Annotated in this window: 11 protein-coding genes and 1 pseudogene; 11 read left to right on the forward strand and 1 reads right to left on the reverse strand. The window is 72.5% G+C overall.

The annotated features are described in order from the left end of the window. The first annotated feature begins 42 nt into the window (after window positions 1-42). From ABZ453_RS47430 to ABZ453_RS47465, 8 genes are all read left to right on the forward strand, one after another. A complete protein-coding gene (locus ABZ453_RS47430; protein ID WP_359025737.1) occupies window positions 43-1335 on the forward strand; it encodes a hypothetical protein in 1293 nt (430 codons plus the stop codon). Further along, window positions 1325-3427, forward strand: coding sequence for an AAA family ATPase (locus tag ABZ453_RS47435; protein WP_359025739.1), 2103 nt, complete (start codon window positions 1325-1327; stop codon window positions 3425-3427). The genes ABZ453_RS47430 and ABZ453_RS47435 overlap by 11 nt, the downstream gene beginning before the upstream one ends. Beyond that, complete coding sequence (locus tag ABZ453_RS47440; RefSeq protein ID WP_359025741.1) at window positions 3418-4095, forward strand: 4Fe-4S single cluster domain-containing protein; 678 nt, start codon at window positions 3418-3420, stop codon at window positions 4093-4095. The genes ABZ453_RS47435 and ABZ453_RS47440 overlap by 10 nt, the downstream gene beginning before the upstream one ends. Continuing rightward, entirely contained in the window at window positions 4083-4739 is a 657-nt protein-coding gene (locus ABZ453_RS47445) for an FHA domain-containing protein (RefSeq protein WP_359025743.1), read from the forward strand. Before ABZ453_RS47440 ends, ABZ453_RS47445 begins: the two co-directional genes overlap by 13 nt. 65 nt (window positions 4740-4804) lie before the next feature. Then, window positions 4805-8029 (forward strand): hypothetical protein, encoded by a 3225-nt coding sequence (locus ABZ453_RS47450; RefSeq protein ID WP_359025745.1) that lies wholly within the window; start codon window positions 4805-4807, stop codon window positions 8027-8029. Next, window positions 8026-12030, forward strand: coding sequence for a CHAT domain-containing protein (locus ABZ453_RS47455; protein ID WP_359025747.1), 4005 nt, complete (start codon window positions 8026-8028; stop codon window positions 12028-12030). Before ABZ453_RS47450 ends, ABZ453_RS47455 begins: the two co-directional genes overlap by 4 nt. 46 nt (window positions 12031-12076) lie before the next feature. Next, the gene (locus ABZ453_RS47460) at window positions 12077-12634 is read left to right on the forward strand and encodes a hypothetical protein (RefSeq protein ID WP_359025759.1); all 558 of its coding nucleotides are present in this window, start codon (window positions 12077-12079) and stop codon (window positions 12632-12634) included. Window positions 12635-12986: 352 nt separating this feature from the next. After that, complete coding sequence (locus ABZ453_RS47465; RefSeq protein ID WP_359025749.1) at window positions 12987-13601, forward strand: hypothetical protein; 615 nt, start codon at window positions 12987-12989, stop codon at window positions 13599-13601. A gap of 37 nt (window positions 13602-13638) precedes the next feature. Here ABZ453_RS47465 and ABZ453_RS47470 read toward each other — a convergent pair whose 3' ends face one another. Next, the gene (locus ABZ453_RS47470) at window positions 13639-14478 is read right to left on the reverse strand and encodes an AfsR/SARP family transcriptional regulator (RefSeq protein ID WP_359025751.1); all 840 of its coding nucleotides are present in this window, start codon (window positions 14476-14478) and stop codon (window positions 13639-13641) included. A gap of 180 nt (window positions 14479-14658) precedes the next feature. Between ABZ453_RS47470 and ABZ453_RS47475 the strand changes: the two genes are divergently transcribed. The 3 genes and pseudogenes from ABZ453_RS47475 to ABZ453_RS47485 all read left to right on the forward strand — a co-directional run. Then, on the forward strand, window positions 14659-15129 hold the full coding sequence (locus ABZ453_RS47475) for a hypothetical protein (protein ID WP_359025753.1): 471 nt from the start codon (window positions 14659-14661) through the stop codon (window positions 15127-15129). A gap of 981 nt (window positions 15130-16110) precedes the next feature. Beyond that, window positions 16111-16794: a BTAD domain-containing putative transcriptional regulator gene (locus tag ABZ453_RS47480; protein WP_359025755.1), complete on the forward strand. Its 684-nt coding sequence runs from the start codon at window positions 16111-16113 to the stop codon at window positions 16792-16794. 12 nt (window positions 16795-16806) lie between these two features. Next, window positions 16807-17220, forward strand: a pseudogene (locus ABZ453_RS47485) (transposase); the annotation flags it as partial.

Consider the following 17220-nt stretch of genomic DNA (forward strand, 5'->3'; position numbering starts at 1 on the left):
CGGCGGCGCACGCTCCCTCACCGTGCCCTGGGGGAGGGGTCCTTGAGCAACTCGGCGGCATACCAATGGTCCTACGTGGACGTGGAGGCCGAACGGCGCCGGGAACTGCGCGCCCAACTGGCACAGGAGATCACCCGCTCACGTGACCTGCGGGGCCAGGCCAAGGCGCTGCGCCGGGTCCACCGTACGGCCCGTGTCGATGTGCATGTCGTGAGCGTGGCCTCGCAGGCCGACTCGGGTGAACTCGCCGCGGCCCTGGAGTCGGCCCGCCGAGTCAACGAACGGGCGGAGGCCGAACTGCGCCGTGTCGCGGCCGGTATCTGGTCGGTGCCGGCGCAGGACGACCGTCCGGCGGCGCGGCGGGCCGACGCGAAACCGGTCGCGACCACGGCCCGCCCCTCGGCCCAGGAAGAGCGCGTCGCGCAGGTCAGGGCGGCGAAGCTGGTGGAGGCCGAGGCGCTTCTCGAGCGGGACGGGCCCGGCTGCGAGCCGGACGACCTGCCCCTGCTCGCGCGCCGCCTGGAGGCTCTCCGCAACGCGAACTCCGTCGAGTCGGCCCGGACACTCTTCGCCGATCTGGGCGTCCTGGTGGAGCGTTCGAGACGGCGGCGACGGGGCGCGGCGCGGACGGCCGCGTTGCGGGCCCTGCTGCTCGACCGGCTGGAGGACGCCGGCCCCGACGACCGGCGGCGGCTGGCGGCTGCGGTGTCAGAGGCCCCGGATCCGGCCCACCTGGCGAGGGAGGTGGAGTGGGCGGTGGCCCGCGCGGACACCGTCCGGTACCGGTCCGCGGTCGCCGACACCTTGATGCATGTGCTGCGGGAACGCGACTACGCCGTCGGGGACGACTTCACGGACCTGCTGGCTGGAGACGGCAGCGTCGTCGTGCCCTTCGGAGCAGCCGCCGAGGCCTCTGGCGAGGCCGCGGTGCCCGAGGGATACGGCCTGCGGGTCATGCTGGCCGAGGACCGGCTGACCACCGCCCTGGTCCGGGCGCCGGAGGTCGGCACTCAGGACGGTGGCACGACCGCCGACCCGGGAGCGGAGACCGACAGTCGGGTCCAACGCTGGTTCTGCGAGGACCAGTTGCCCTCCTTGGAGGACGCGATCCGTGAGCAGGGCGTCGACCTCGACCGCACGTCCGCGCTGCCGCCCGGAGTGCGACGCACCGCCGTCGCGCCCGACGCCCCCTGGCCCGAGACGGCGCGCGCCCACGACGACCACGACGCCTCCGGGGACCGCGGAGCGCGCGACCGGACGCAGAACCGGCGCCCGCGCAAGAAGCCCCGGACCGCGCGGCCCGCCTACGGACAGGAGCGGCAGCGTGAGCACTGAGACAGGGCAACAGCCGGGCGGGTCCGGCGCGCTGGCGACGGAGTCCGCGCCGCCCCTCGCGCCTGCCTGGATCCGCGAGTTGAACATGGCGCTCGCCGTGTACCCGCAGATCCTGCTGACCGGGAACGTGCACGACCAGTTCCTGCTGCCCGAGGACGGTGAGGGCGGGGTGGCGGCACCGGAACCGGGCCGTCCGCTGCTGCCGTACACCCTGGAGGAGATCATCGAATCGGTCTGCCAGGCCCGGGGCTACGGAGCGCTGGCCCGGCAGGACCGGGTGATCGACAGGGTGATCGCCTGGCGGCTGTCCGACGATTTCACGTTCCCGCCCGCCCTGCGCCGCATGGCGGAGGACGACGTGCGCGCCGAGCGGGAACGCGCGGAGCGGAAGGGCGGAGGCCCGGACGCCGAGCCGGAGGAGGACGAGGACGACGACGCGGAGGCCGGCATCGCCCGGCTGCGCGACATCCTCATCGCCACGGTCCGGCACTCCGGCCCGGCCGTCGGGCTGATCGTGCCCTACACCGACCGCCTGGGTTCCTCACGGGCCCCCGTCGTGGGCGAGGTGGCCCGCCTGCTGGCCACCGCCGAGGAACTGGGCCACACCGCGCGGCCGGTCGCCGGTGCCGGGGGCGTGACGCCGTACAACACCGTCTTCTGGTTGGTCGGGAAACAGGAGGACCTGCCGCTCGAATTCGCCATGGGCAGCCGGGCGTTACGGGTGATCACGGTGCCCGAACCACCGCACGACCAGCGTCTGGCGGCCAGTCGGTACGTCGTCGCGCAGCTTGCGGCGCAGCGGGCGCGCGAAGGCGGCGAGGCCGTGACCGAGGGCGAAATGGCGGGCGCCACCCAGGCGCTGGCCCGCTCCTCCTACGGACTCGGCGTGGCGGAGATCATCTCGGTCGGGCGGATGGCCGCCGACCAGCGGCTGGGGTTGGCCCGGCTGGACGAGGCGGCCCGGCTGTACCGGGTTGGCGTGCTGGAGAACCCCTGGGACACGCGGGCCGTGCGAGACAACATCATCAACGGCGAGGCCTATCTCAACGCGCAGGTCATCGGCCAGCCTCACGCCGTGCGCCGCACCATCGAGATCTTCATGCGCTCGGCCGCGGGGTTGACCGGCGCGCAGTCCTCCAGTTCGCCCAGCCGGCCCCGTGGAACCCTCTTCCTGTCCGGGCCCACCGGCGTCGGCAAGACCGAACTGGCCAAGGGCGTCGCGAAGATGATCCTCGGTGAGGACGCCCGGCCGATCCGCTTCGACATGAGCGAGTTCGCCGAGGAGCACGCCCGGGACCGGCTGATCGGCGCGCCGCCCGGCTTCGTCGGGCACAGCGCGGGTGGCGAGCTGACCAACGCGGTCCGTGCGCACCCCATGAGTGTGCTGCTGTTCGACGAGATCGAGAAGGCGCACCCCCGGTTGTTCGATCTGTTCCTGCAGATCCTGGAAGACGGCCGGCTCACGGACGGCCAGGGCGCCACCGTCCACTTCACCGAGTGCGTGCTGATCTTCACGTCCAACCTGGGGGTGAACGCACAGGTGATCCGCTCGGCGCGACAGGCTCGTGGCAGGCGGGGCGGCGACGGCGGCGGCGACACGGGCGACGGCGATGTCGGGGACAAGGCGGCCGAGCAGGCAGGCGACAAGCCGCGCCTGAGCCGCCACGACAAGCCGGAGCATGTCCGTGAGGCGCTGCGCGAGGCGTTCGACACGTTCTTCAACGAGCAGATCGGACGGCCCGAGCTGCGCAACCGCTTCGGCGACAGTTTCGTTCCGATGGACTTCATCCAGCCCGAGTCGCTGCCGCCGATCCTCGACAAGGCCCTGGACTCGGTGACCGCCCGGGTCCGCGAGGTGTACGGCGCCGAGCTGACGATCGCCGAGGACCCCTGGGAGGTCCTGCGCGTCGAGGCCGCTGGTCGGCTGGACCACGGCGGACGCGGCGTGGTGACGGCCGTCGAGTCGGCCCTGGTCAATCCACTGTCACGGGAACTCTTCCATCAGAAGGCCAACCCGGGCGAGCACATCGAGGTCGTGTCCGTGGAGGGGGACGGCGACGCCTACACCGTGAAGGTCCGGCGATGGACATGACGCGGTCGGCGATCCTGCGTGTGGCGGAGGTTCTGGGACCCGTCACTTCCCTGGGGCCCGGGCGCCGGCTCGGGGTGTGGGTGCAGGGCTGTCCGCTCGCCTGCGCGGGGTGCATGTCCCGGCACACCTGGGACCCTCGCGGTGGCCGGGACGTCCTGGTCGAGCGGTTGGGCGAGCTGTGGGGCCGGGCGCTGGGCGACGGCTACGAGGGGCTGACCGTCAGCGGCGGCGAACCTCTGGAACAGCCAGGGGCGGTGGGCGAGTTGCTCAAGACGGCCGACCGGATACGGCGTGCGGCGGGGCGGGCGGATGCCGACCTCCTCGTCTACACCGGCCGGGAGGAGACGGAGATCGCCGACTCCGCCGAGGCGAGGGCCGCGCTCGGGCACGCGGACGCGGTGGTCACCGGGCGGTACCGGGCGGGCGAGCCGACCCGGCTGGTCTGGCGCGGCTCGGCGAACCAGCGGCTGATCCCGCGCACTCCGCTCGGCCACCGCCGCTACGGCCCGCATCTGCGGCGGCTCGTTGACCGGCCCGAGTTGCAGGTGCGGGTGACCGACGGGGCCGTGCACATCATCGGTGTGCCCAGGCCCGGGGAACTGGCAGCACTGGAACGGGATCTGGTGGCCCGTGGGGTGACCTTCGAGGGGAACACATGGCGACCGTGACCCGCTACCGCTGCCCCGTCGACGACGGCTGTCCGATGTCGACCCGACGCGGCTTCTGCCCGACCCATACCTGGCAGTCCCTGGAACGCGTCCGGGTGCTCCTGACCGACGAACTGGACGACGAGCAGGGATCCGCGACAGCAGTCGCCACGGACCCGCCGAGCACGGTCGGCACGGCATCGTCGAACGGCGCCACCGCGGCCGACGTCGGCGGCCAGGGCGGCGGGGCCCGCAGGCCGCCCGAACCGGACGCCGGACGGCCGCCCCGCCGTGACCGACAGACCGGCCCCCACCCGCGGAAACCCGAACCCGCCTCGGTGCAGCTCGGCCTGGTCATCGCCGGAGCCATCGTGCCGGTGCGCGGGGTCGGGGAGGGATCGACCTTCCTGGGGCGGGACGCTCCCGAATGCGCGTACGTGCCGGGGATCGACGCGCTGGACCAGGTGTCCCGCGTGCACGCCGAGCTGTACTGGCACGCCGGTGTGCTCTACATCAGGGACACCGACTCCCTCAACGGCACCTGGATCGACGACCAGGAGATCACGCGTCCCACCCAACTGTGGCCGGGGCCGCGCCGGCTCCGCCTGGGCGACGACGTCCACGTCGATCTCGTCGAACTCGACGAGTACGGGGCTCCCCGCTGAACCCGACCGAGCCACCACCGTCATCCGCACCAACCGGCGGCAGGCCGGGGAACGAGGACACCGCCATGGCCGACACGACGAACAACGACTCCCCTGACGGCACCGAACCACCACCGAGGCGCCCCAGCCCCCCCACCCGCAGACAACGCCCCGCCAATACCCCGCACAAACAGCCGAGTCCCCCGACCCGCAGACAACGCCCCGCCACCCCGCCGAAGTCCCCGACTCCTGCCCCCGGCCCCCAGGGCTCGCAGGACACCCCGCCCAAGCCACCGATCCCGCCCACCCGCGCCCAGCGCCCACACCACACCCCGTCGAAGTCCCCGAGTCCGCCCACCCGTGCCCAGCGTCCGGGGGTGGGGGGTGCCGAGTCGGTACCGCCCGAGGCGCCCACCAGGGTCACCCCGGGTGTGCGTCGCGGTGATCCGCCCACCCGGCGTGAGGGGGGTGGCGCAGGCCACGGAGAGTTTCCGCAGGGGCTGCTCGACCGGTACGAGCCATACGGTGTCGCCGGGTTCGGCAGCGAAGGCACCGTCTGGCATGTGCGGCGCACCGCCGACGGCACCGACGCGGCCGTGAAGATCGCCCACCCGGGCCAGGAGATGGACCGGGCCACCCTGGAGCACCTCGCGGCACCCGAGTTCCGCCGCCACGTGCCACGGATCCACGAGATGGGCGAGATCCGCACCGGCGGCGCCGTCTGCGGCTGGGTGGCGATGGAGTACCTGCCCAGGACGCTCGACGACCACCTCGCCGAGGGCCTGCGCAGCGGCCGGCACGGCGGCAAGAAGCAGACCGAGCAGACCGTCCGCGAACTCACCGACCTGCTGCACTTCTGGCAGACCCGCATCGAGCGCAACCCGCTGGACCTCAAGCCCGCCAACATCCTCGTCAGGACACGACAGGGAGCCCGGCCCCAGTTCGTCGTCGCGGACTTCGGTGGCGTCGCCAGGTTCACCACGAGCCAGCGGTTCAGCGACTTCCAGATCACCGTCGTCTACATGGCACCGGAGCAGATCAACAAGGAGAACCACCCGGCCACCCCGTGGTGGACGCTCGGTCTGGTGCTGTACCAGGTCTTCACCGGCCGCCCCCTGTACGCCCTCGACGACGACGACCGCATCACCGACGAGGCGTGGACGAGAGCGCTGATCCTGAACAACGAGGTCGACCTCGGCGCGGTCACCGACCCCCGGCACAACCTGCTGCTCCAAGGCCTGCTCACCAAGGACCCGGACGACCGCTGGACCGCGGCCGAGGTGCGCCGCTGGCTGAAGGGCGAGAGCCCGGACGTCGTCCGCCCCTCCGCCCCCGCCGCGCCGACCGCCGCCCGGCACGCCAACCGGCCCATCACCTTCCGCGGCGAGGCCCACCACGAGGCCGAGAGCCTCGCGGCGGCGATGGCACGGAACTCGGAGGCCGCCGCCCAGTGGCTCGCGGGGGACGGCGGACCGCGGCTGGCGGCCTGGCTGCGCGAGGACCTGCAGGACACCTCGTACGACAGCGGACAGCTGCTGACCCTCAGGCGTGGCCAGGACCAGCGGGCCCGCGCCGCGGTCGCCGCGCTCGCATTCGTCGCCGCGTTCGCGCCCACGGCGAGCCCGCAGTACCGCGACCGGCGCGTGGACGCCGAGGGCATCGCCCGGATCGCCCAGGGCGGCGACGCGGTCACGTTCGTCGACGAACTGCTGCGCATGTCCGTCCCGGCGGTCGCGGCCGACTTCGACTGCCGCCACGAGGCGTGCACCGGTGGGCGCTGCCAGGTGCTCCTCACCCTCGCCGAGGAACTGCCCCGCACCATCGACGAGGTCCGCGCAACCGCCGGCACCCTCCGACGCCGCGGCGGCGACAGAGGCGGCCTCAACACGTACGAGACCAACACCGCCTACGGCCTGGCCGCCGCCCTGATCGTCCACCCCGGCAACCGCAAGCGGGCGCTGCTCCCACTCACCGGGTTACCGGGCGTGCTCGCCCCGCTCGCCACGCGGGCGCCGGTCGCCTGGCTCGTCGTCCTCGCGCACGTGGCCGCGCTGCGCCACCGCACGGTCGCCGTGCTGCGCCGTCGTTCCGAGGACGCCGGGTTCCTGCGCCGCTGGGCCGACCTGCACCGCCGGGCCGCCGGCGCCGACACCCGGGGCGTACCGGGACGGTCCGCGCTGGTCGCCGCGGCCGTGCTGCTGCCCCGGCTGCTGCGCGCCGACAGGATCGGGCAGGACCACACGGTCACCCTCGCGGAGTGGTGGACGGCCACCCGGCCCCCACTGCTGCGTCGGCTCTTCGCCGCCCTCTCCCTGTTCGTGCTGCTGTGGGTGCTGATCTGGTCCGGCGCGATACTGCGGTTCGTGCACGACAGCGGCCTCGACTGGGACGCCGTGAAGCCCGCCGACACGCTCGTCGCCCCGCTCACCCGGGCCGCGGACACCGCCTCCACGACCCAGGCCGGCCTGTGCGCGGTCGCCCTGGCCGGCGCCCTGGCCTTCGCCGCCGCCCCGGCCCGGATCCGCGCGGGTCTGCTGGTGGCCGGGGCCGGCATCGCGGCCTACGTCGGCTATGCCCGCCCGGACCTGCCCCCGCTCGACCCGATGCATTCCCCGGACTGGCTCGCCACGCGGATGCATCTCCTGCTGGGCGGTTGGCGCAGTTGGAACGGCCTCGTCGCACTGGTCGTCCTCCCGGTGCTCTGCCTGCTGCTCGGGGCCCTCGTCCGATGGCTGCTGGACGGCGCCCGAACCGAGGAGGAGCGGCAGGCCCGGGAGCGGCGCGAGCGGGCCGAACGGCGCCGTACCCGGGCGGGGCTGCCCGCGCGCCCGTACCAGGACGCCGGGCGCTGGCGAACCGGGGCGGAGGGCGGCCGGGACCGCGGTCTCTTCTTCCTCGCCACGCTGCTGAGCCTGGTCACGCTGCTGTGGACGGCCGTCGAGGTCCGGGTCGCCCTCAGCGGGGACCACCACACCCTCGCCTCCTGGGGGACGGGGCAGCAGGGCGCCTCGTACCAGTCGCAGTTCATGCTGGTGTGCGTCGCGGTGTCCGCGGTGTCCGCGCTGTGCCAGCCGCCCATCGCCCGCCGGGTCCTCGGCTGGGCGCTCGCAGTGGTCGCCGTGTTCGGCCTGTGGCCGCCGCCCGTCCAGCCCGCCCAGGCGCTGAGCATGCCCGTGCTGCAGGGCTTCTTCAGGGACACGGCTGCCTCCTGGGGACACGGGGCGTTCTGGGCGGCGTTGCTGCTGGCCTTGCCGTTGAGCGCGTACGCGGGAGGCTTCGCCGTACGCCGGACCCGGAGGTCAGCGCGATGACGGCGCCCAACGCCGGGCTCGCCCCGCCCGAGCCGGCCCCCGACGCCGATGCGTTCGAACTCCTCGATCACGCGGAGCGGTTGCTCGAACACCATGACGAACAGGAGGACCCCCGGGAGGCCGCCCGCTCCTGGACCCGGTGCCACGGGGTGCTGCTGCGGGCCCGCGACACGTTGGAGCGGCAGGGCCCGCTGGCCGATCCGGCCGCACTGGCGCGAGCCCGGTTCCTGCTGGGCCTCACGCTCTCCATGGGGTACTGGCAGGCCGCCACCGGTGAGGGGGCCGCCTACGCCGTCGACGACCCTGTGGCCCTGCGCCGTACGGCGGCGGACCTGCTCGCACTGAGCCGCGCCACCCTGCCCGAGACCGACCCCTCGTACGCCGCCGCCTGCGTACGGCTGGCCCTGCTGCTGCACGACCGCTACGAGAACCCTGACGACCCCGACGGTGCGGGCGTCCCCGACGACCTCGACGAGGCCATTGCCGCCTTCGCCGAGGGGCTGGCGCTGCCGGCCGCGGAGGATGCGCACCCGGGGCTCGTCGTCACCCGCGCCTGCGCGCTCGCCGACCGGTACGACCGGGACCGCGACCCCGCCGACCTGCGCGACGCCGCGAGCCGACTGGAGGAACTGCTCGACGAGATCCGCCCGTCCGGCTGGGCCCCGCCGGCCGACGGGACACGCTCCTGGGCGGACGAGGCCGACGAACTGGAACTCGAAGCCCGCATCCGCCTGGTCCGGCTGCTGCACGGGGCATCCGAGGACGCGGACGGCGAACGGGCCGTCCACCATCTTGAGTTGATCGCCGCGACCGCCCCGGACGACCACCCCGGCAGGGTGTTCGCCGGCGGACACCTCCTCGACCTCTACCGGGAGCGCGGCGGCGGACGGGCCCGCCCCGAGGACCAGTCGGCCTACCTCGCCCGGCTGCGCGACCTGCACCGGCTGCTCGACCCCGGCGAGCCGGACCGGGCCCAGGTCGCCGTCCTGCTGGGCGCGGCGCTCACCGAGAACTCCCCCTGGGCCGTACCGGACGGCTCCGTCGCGGCACCGGAGAAGACTGAGGCGGTCGGCCTGGTCCGCGAGGGACTAGCCCAACTGCCCGCGGACGACGATCAGGTGCCGTACGCCCACGCCCTGCTGGGCACCCTGCTCAACGGGCTGCACGAGCGCGAACCCGAGCGGTACGACATCGAGGAGGCCGCGCGGCATCTGGAGCGCGCCGCCGAGCTCTGCTCCGCCGACGACCCGATCCGCGGCGAACTGCTCGGCCAACTCGCCCACGCCAACCTCGCGGGCGACCGGCTCGACGGCGACCTGGCAGGCATCGACCGCACCATCGGCCTGCTCAACGAGGCGATGCGGACGCCGTCCGAGTCGCCCGACGTCGTCTCCCAGACCCACGGCGCGTACGCCGCCGCGCTCAGCCAGCGGCACGCCCTCTCCCACTCCGCGGACGACCTCGACGCAGCGATCCGCCATCTGACCGCCGCGTTTCGCGCGACCCCGGTCGGCCATGTGAACCGGATCGTCTACCTGCAGAACCTGGCGATCGCCCTCTACAAGCGCTACCTCACCGGCGGGGACCTGCAGGACCTGCACACCGCCCACCGCTACCTGCACGAGGTCACCGCCGCCATGGACCACGGCATGGCCGCGCCCATGGACCTGCACCTGGTCGAGCGGGACCGTGTGTTCGTCGAACACGGCCTGGCACAGTTCCAGTTCATGCTCGCCCTGACCTCCGGGGACACAGACCTCATGGCCGAGGCCGTGGCGGCGCTGTCCCGGCTGCGTGACTCGGTCGGCCCGGACGACCCTCGGCGCCCGCCGATCGACGCCGACTACGGACTGACGCTGCTGCTGCACGCCTTCCACGGAGGCAGCGCCCAGGGCGGCAGGGACGGCCTCGTCCTCATGATCGACGCGGTGGACGCCCTGGCGGAGGACCATCCGGACCGCCCGCGGCTGATGTTGCGCACGGCAGGCGCGCTGATGATGACGTCCGCCGCGCGCTACCAGGCTGGCGCCCTCGAGGCGGCCGAGAAGATGCTGATCGAGACACGGGCGATCGTGGCCCCGGAGAGCCAGGAGGGGCTGCGGGCGAGCGCCCTGTACGCGGCGCTGCTGCTCGCCCGCTTCCGGTACACCGGCGCCCCCGTCGACGCCGACCGGGCGGTCGAGGTGGCGCGGGCGGCCCGCGCACTGGTCCGGCACCGGGCCCCGACCCCGCTGAGCGTGGGGTTCGGCCAGGTGATCACGGACGCTCTGCGCGCCCGCTCCGGGCCCGGGGACGGCGCGGCCGCACGGGAGATGGGGCTCGCCTCGCTGCGAGAGGCGGCCACCGTCGTCCTGCTCCAGGCCGCCGCCGAACCGGCGCTCCAGATGGCCCGCGACAGTGCCGACCGGGCGTTGCGGATCGCCTGGTGGTGCCTGGCCGACGGTGACCTGCCCGGCACGGTCGAGGCCCTGGAACTGGGCCGCGGGCAGGTGCTGCACACCTCCACCACCACCTCCGACGTGCCGGCCCTGCTGCGCGAGGCGGGCCGGGACGATCTGGCCGAGGAATGGGAGGGCGGCCCGCGCGGACCTTCCCCGGTGACCGTGAGCGACCTGGGAAAGCTGCTGGGCGAGGCCGGCTCCCTGCTCGGCGCGCTCGGGGAGGACACGGCGCCACCGCTCCCCGACGACCTGCGCCAGCGTGCCCTCACCGCGCTCGCCGCCTCGGACGCCGGCACCGCGCTGATGACCCCGCCCACCCCCGACCAGATCGCGGGGGCACTGCGCGCGGCCGGTGCCCACGCGCTGGTCTACCTGCTGCCGCCGGGCGGCGCGGGCCTGCTGTCCGCGGAGGTCGGCGGCTGCGGGGTCGCCATGATCTTGACCCACGACGGACAACTCGACCGCCTCGACTTCGGACTCCTGCGCCGACAGGGCCTCGAAGTCCTGGAGACCTACCGCGAGGCACACCGCCATAGGCAGCGTACGCTCGAGTCGCTGCCTGCCGAGGCCCCGGAGCAGAAGGTCGCCGAGGACCGCTGGCGCACCGCCCTGGAGGAACTGTGCGACTGGGCCGGCCCGGTGGTGATGGGACCGCTCGCCCGCTCGCCCCTGATCAGAGCGGCCGGCCCCGACCCCGCCCTGGTCCTGGTGCCGCTCGGCGAACTGGGCGGCATTCCCTGGCACGCCGCCCTGCTGAGCAGCGGCCTGCGCCGTGGCGGCCGGCCGGTGCGCGCCGTCGAGCGTCTCACCCTCTCCTACGCTGCCTCCGCCCGGCAGTTCCAGGAGGTGATCAGCCGCCCGCGACTGCCGCTCGACGCCCACCCGGTGATCGTCGGCAACCCGGACGACACCCTGCTCGGTGCCGTCACCGAGGCCCGCCAGATCCACGACCGTCACTACCGGCAGGGCCTCCTGCTCGGCAGGGTGCGCAAGGCAGCGGGCCCCGGCACACCCGCCGAGATCCTGGCCGCGCTGCCCGGCCGAGAACGCGCCGGGGCGTCCGTCCTCCACCTGGCCTGCCACGCCCGCCCGTCCGGCACCTCACCCTTGGACGCCCACCTGCGGCTGGCCGCACCCGAGGACGGGGACGGCTCCGGCAACCTGTCGATCCGCGAGATCCTGCGCCAGGCCCGGGGCCGGCCGCACGACGCCCCGGGTGGCCTGGTCGTTCTCGACGCCTGCGTGAGCGACCACACGGCGGGTGACTTCGACGAGGCCCTGACGCTCTCCACAGCCTTCCTCGCCGCGGGAGCCACCGGCGTCGTCGGCTCCCGCTGGGAGGTGCCGGACGGACTGACCGGCCTGCTGATGTACGTGTTCCACGACCGTCTGCGCGCCGGTGCCCCGCCTGTACGGGCGCTGCGGGAGGCCCAGTTGTGGCTGCTGGACCCGGACCGCGAGATCCCCGACGGCATGCCGCTCGCCATCCAGGACATCTTCAACGACGGCGATCCGACCGGCCTTGAGGTGTGGGCGGCGTTCGCCTGCCAGGGACACTGACGGCGGCCCGGACCGGGACGAGGGGGGAAGCGAGGGGGGAAGCACGATGGACTCGTCGACGACAGGGCTACTCGTGGCGCTGGTGGGCGTGGGAGGCACACTCGGCTCGGCCTGGCTGACCCAGCGCCGCGGCGACGCCGCCCGGCGCGAGGAGCGGGAGCACGTGGAACGCCTTCGCCTCGCCGATCTCGCCGACCGGCGGAACCGGGAAGCGGTGGCAGCCCGCAGGGCGACGTACACCGCGTTCAACGCGGCGGCACGGCACTACGTCGCCTGTCTGACGGACCACACCCACACCTTACGGGGAGGCTGTGACACCGAGCCGTCACTGGACGCCGTGGACACCGCCCGCACGGAATACCGGCAGCGGTACGCCGAGGCGCAGATGATCGTGCCGGACACAGTGCTGGCGCAGGTACAGAAGGTCAACAGCTGTCTGGGCACGGTCTACGGCATGATCGCCCGCATCACACACGGCAACCCGGACGAGGGCGAGGACCTCGCCGCTGCGCGCCGGCGGATCAAGGAGGCCTGGGGAGCTCTGGCCCAGATGCGCGCCGCGATGCGGACGGACCTGAAGGTGACCGACCCCTCCCACGACTGAACGCCGCGCACGAACTCCGCCCACGCGCCCACCACCAGCATCGGGCCGTCCGGCACTTTGTTGTCCCGGACAGGGACGACGCCGGGGACTCCGTCGGCGACCTCGGCTCAGTTGCCGCCGTTCCTGTCGCTGTAGGTGCTCTTGTGCCAGCCGGCGTGACTACGACTCGGAAGACACACCAACAACCTCACACCGCTGCAGCCCAGACGGCCGTCGGCGCCTGGGAGTGTGCCACGCAGAGCGGTGTCGACGGTCTGTAGCCCGATTGTGGACGGCTCTCGCCACACTGAGCGCAGTCAAGGCCGGAGCACCTTCGACCGGCCAACCCCCACCATTGTTGGAGTGATGGAGCATGAGAAAGAGCGTGATGACCCTCGTCGCTGCGGCGGCCCTGGCCGCGGGCGCTGCGATCGGCACGGCCCCCACCGCAGGCGCCGCACCCGCCGGCCCGGCTCTTGCGGGAGTGGGCGGGGATGGCCACCACGGGCAGTCCACGGGCCGTGACGTCAGGCGGGTTCCCGCGGCGTTGAAGTCAGCGGATGTGATCTACAGTCCCGGCTGCTCCGGCACGACACTCCCGATCGACTGCACGATCAGCGAGCCGGTCGTCACCCAGCACGAGACGACGTACCCCTTCTCCTTCCTGCCCGGCGATCATGTCACGGTGAACGCGGGGGGCTGTGTGCAGACCGGCGGTCGCGGTCTGACCTGGAAGCGGTACGTCGACCCGGCCTCCGACTCCGACCTCTACCATGGCCTGATCACCATCCCCGGCGCGACGGGTGACCTGGAGCGGCTGGTGAACGTAGTCGGCCGGCAGTATGTCGTCGGTGGCCGCGGGGGAAGCCTCAAGCTGGGCTACGAGGACGACGGCTATTCGGACAACGGCTACACCGCGCACGACAACGGCACCGGCAACCAGTGCCTGAACTCGGTGAACGCCTTCGTGCACATCGTCGTTTCCTGAACCAGGCAGCGCCCGCGCCCGGGTGCGCGGCCGGTCGTCACCACGAGGCTGGAGCACCGTGCACGGCCACCCGCGGCAGAGGGAAGCGTTCCGCACAGCCCAGAGCCGGGTCATGCCGGAGGATCCGGGAATGCACCCCGGCAAGGGCCGGCGAGGGCTCGATCCCGTGTTCCTCTCTGAGCAGGACACTTGCTGTGCGGTACGCACCCAGCGCGTCCGCCTGCCGTCCCAGACGGTACAAGGCGATCATCAGCTGACCCCACAGCAGTTCCCGGGTGGGATGCGCCTGGACCAACATCTCCAGTTCGGCGGCGGCCTGCGTATCGAGGCCCAGAGCGAGCGCGGACTCGATCCGGGCCTCCGTCGCTGAGAGCCGCCGTCGCTCGAGTTGGACCGCTGCCGCGGCGATTCCTGGCAGGTGACCGAACTCGGCGAAGGCATCGCCTCGCCACAACCCGAGCGCCTGGGTCAGGTGCTCGAACGCGATCCGGGGCTGCGCCGCCAGTGCCTGCTGGCCCGAGGCCACGAGGCGCTCGAACCGTCCGGCGTCGATGGAGGCGGGGTGCACATGCAGTTCGTAGCCTGGTGCTCGGGTGACCAGCGCTGCCGCCGCGTCGGCCCCGCCAACGAGACGCAAGGCCGCACGCAGCCGCGACACATAGGTGCGCACCGTACGGTGCGCGTCCCGGGGAGGAAGCGGCCCCCACAGTTCGTCGACCAGGGTCCCCACACTCACCGTCCGTCCGGGAGCTGCAGCGAGCCGGGCAAGGACTCCCCTCGGTTGAGGGCCACCGAGATCGACGGCCCGTCCGTGCACGACGGCTTCCAGCGGTCCCAGTACGCGCACGTGCAGTCCGTGGGTTTCCCACGCGGCCATATATGCCCCTCCTTACGGTCCGACGTGTCCGTGATCGGGCGAGCTGATCCGAAAGGATCTTGGTGCGCGACTGCATGATTGTCATGTGCTGTTCCGCTGAGCGGTCCACAGTCGGAGCCAATGTGGCGGCCGCTGACCCTGTCGAGATGGTGCGCAGGCTGGACCGCATCGGGGCCGTTCGTGAAGGTGACAGCCGTCGCGTCGGGCTCGAAGCTGCGGGCGACGCCCGCACCACCGCGCATCTCCCCCCGGCCGATGGCCGGGCAGCTTGCCGCCTGGCTCGCCGCCCGCACCCACCTACTTGTCGCGTCAACACCGGCTTGCTCCCCGATCACCGTGCGCCGACAGCTGCGCTTCGCCGAGCCGGTCCTGACCCGTCTCGGCGACGCCGGCATCAACGACCTCGCCGACGTCACCCCCCTCCTGCACCACCACCTGACCGCCTGCCACCTGATCGGGATGTCTGCCCATGGTGCTGCTGGGCGCGCTGGTGACCATCGGGTTCCGGATCGTCGACGGGGCGGGGGCGACCGGACGGCCCTCTGCCTCGACGGCGTTCCAATCGCTCTGGTGCTCGGTTTGGTCAACCTGGTGGCAGCCGAGGCCCTCAACCGCGCACCGGGCCTCGGACCAGCTGGTGAAAGGCGATGACACCGTAGGGACCCTCCCGGCATCGGGCAGGCGGAACGCCGCTGCAGAGTTCTTGCGCACTTCTTGGCGGTGGCCGGTCTCTTCGGGGCCGTCTGGACGCGCAAGGGTTCACTGGCTGGTTGCTGCCACCGAGTACGGCGCTCTGACCGCCGTCTACTGTGCCGTGCCGGACTTCCCAACCCGCCGCAAAGCTGTCACCGTCGTCGAGCGCGGCGCGTTCACGCATGCTCGTGGCTGGGTCTTCCTGGACCGCTTGCCAGACCTCGCGGGGCGTTGGAAGTCCGGCCCCCTGCAACGACTGTCCGCCACCCCGGCCAAGATCTTGAACAGCCCGCCACTGGCTGCACTCCGCGACCAATTCGCCGCCATGTCCGCCACCCGTCGAGGCTTGAGATGCACGATCGCAGACGATTTCGAACCCGTACCCTTCACGCCCTTCCGGACCCGGCAGCAGCATCATGTGGCGGTCTTTGCCGTGCACTTGGACCCCGGCTTCCCGTCCATCCGGGTCGCGCTGCGCGGCACAGGCGGCCGGCGCTCGGTACACCCGTGAAGTGGAGACTATGCGGCCTGACTTCGCCGCGGCACTGGGCACAGGACTGCGAAGGCGCCCTCCATGACGCTCCGCCTGCCGTCGTTCGAAGCGGCCGGTAAAGGCTGCGGATGGGGCGCGGCATGCCCGGCGTGCGGCTCGTGCGGGCATTTCGGCCGATGCGCCGGTAACTGCGCAGTACTTGTTGCTGTCGTTCCTCGTTGTTCGTTCACGTCCCTCTCTCCCTCAATGCCGCGCGACCGGCTCCCCGTACCGCCGTTACGCGCGCGGTGCGCCGGTGTGCGTGACACTTCTCCGTCCCAGCAGACTGAAGTCCGCGGTACCAGAGTGACTTTCGAGTGTGGCTGAGAACGTTGTCGAAAGGTTGTCGCCCGTCGCGAGAATGTGCGTAATGGGTGAAGAAAAGCAGCACAGGAGGTGGGGGCTTCGTGGTGGAACTGCGCCTTCTCGGACCCGTGGAGCTCTCGGTATGGGGCCGCACGGCTGCGGTCGGCCCGCCGCAGCGTCGCACTGTGCTGGCCGCGCTAGCGGTGGACAGCGGCCGGCCCGTCACGGGGGACGTGCTGATCCGACGGGTGTGGGGCGTCGATCCGCCGGCCGGGGCGCGGCGTGCGCTGCACGCCCACGTGGCTCGGCTGCGCCGACTGTGCGAGCAGACCGAGGACTCGGGACAGTCCCCTCTACGCCTGGTGCGCCGATCAGGTGGATACCTGCTCGAGGCCCGCCCGGAGCAGGTGGACATCCACCAGTTCCGGCAGCGGGTCGGCCGGTCCCGGGCATCGGGCCGGACCGACGAGGCTCGGGCGGCCCTGCTGCGCGAAGCCCTTGGGCTGTGGCAAGGGGAGCCGCTGGCCGGGCTCAGTGGGCAGTGGGTGGAACAGGTACGCGAGGCCTGGCGGCGGCAGCACGTGGACGCCGCCGTCGCCTGGGCCACTATGGAGTCACGCGTGAGTGATCCCGTTGCCATGGTCGGCCCGCTGACCGACCTCGTGGACCAGTACCCGCTGGTGGAACCTCTGACCGAGACGCTGATGCGGGCACTGCACGCCGCCGGGCGCAGCGCCGAAGCACTGGTGAACCGCCCCGCGTCAGGTAGAGACTCGATTCCGTGAAAGGATTGAGTCATGGCACGACCCTCCCGTTACCCTCTTGAGCTGCGCCGTCGCGCGGTGCGCATGGTCGCCGAAGTGCGCGACGACTACCCCAACGAGACAGCCGCCCTGCAGGCGGTCGCGGACAAGCTCGGCATCGGCTCCCGCGAGACGCTGCGGAACTGGATGAAGCAGCAAGAGATCGACGCGGGGCAGCGTCCGGGGACGACGACGGAGGAGTCCGCCCAGCTCAAGGCGCTGAAGAAGGAAAACGCCGAGTTGAAGCGGGCCAACGAGATTCTGAAGGCCGCGGCGAGTTTCTTCGCGGCCGAGCTCGACCGGCCACACACGCGCTCGTAGCGTTCATCGACGAGCACCGGGACCGCTTCGGCGGGGTCGAGCCGATCTGCAGGACGCTCACCGCACACGACTGCAAGATCGCCCCTT

The sequence above is a fragment of the Streptomyces sp. NPDC005799 genome (assembly GCF_040630525.1).
Classification (GTDB): Bacteria; Actinomycetota; Actinomycetes; order Streptomycetales; family Streptomycetaceae; genus Streptomyces; species Streptomyces griseorubiginosus_B.

Bases quoted from the DNA above. Each gene is read 5' to 3' on its own strand.
- ABZ453_RS47440 (WP_359025741.1), top strand. From the start codon at position 3,418: ATGGACATGACGCGGTCGGCGATCCTGCGTGTGGCGGAGGTTCTGGGA.
- ABZ453_RS47445 (WP_359025743.1), top strand. From the start codon at position 4,083: ATGGCGACCGTGACCCGCTACCGCTGCCCCGTCGACGACGGCTGTCCG.
- ABZ453_RS47450 (WP_359025745.1), top strand. From the start codon at position 4,805: ATGGCCGACACGACGAACAACGACTCCCCTGACGGCACCGAACCACCA.
- ABZ453_RS47455 (WP_359025747.1), top strand. From the start codon at position 8,026: ATGACGGCGCCCAACGCCGGGCTCGCCCCGCCCGAGCCGGCCCCCGAC.
- ABZ453_RS47460 (WP_359025759.1), top strand. From the start codon at position 12,077: ATGGACTCGTCGACGACAGGGCTACTCGTGGCGCTGGTGGGCGTGGGA.
- ABZ453_RS47465 (WP_359025749.1), top strand. From the start codon at position 12,987: ATGAGAAAGAGCGTGATGACCCTCGTCGCTGCGGCGGCCCTGGCCGCG.
- ABZ453_RS47470 (WP_359025751.1), bottom strand. From the start codon at position 14,478: ATGGCCGCGTGGGAAACCCACGGACTGCACGTGCGCGTACTGGGACCG.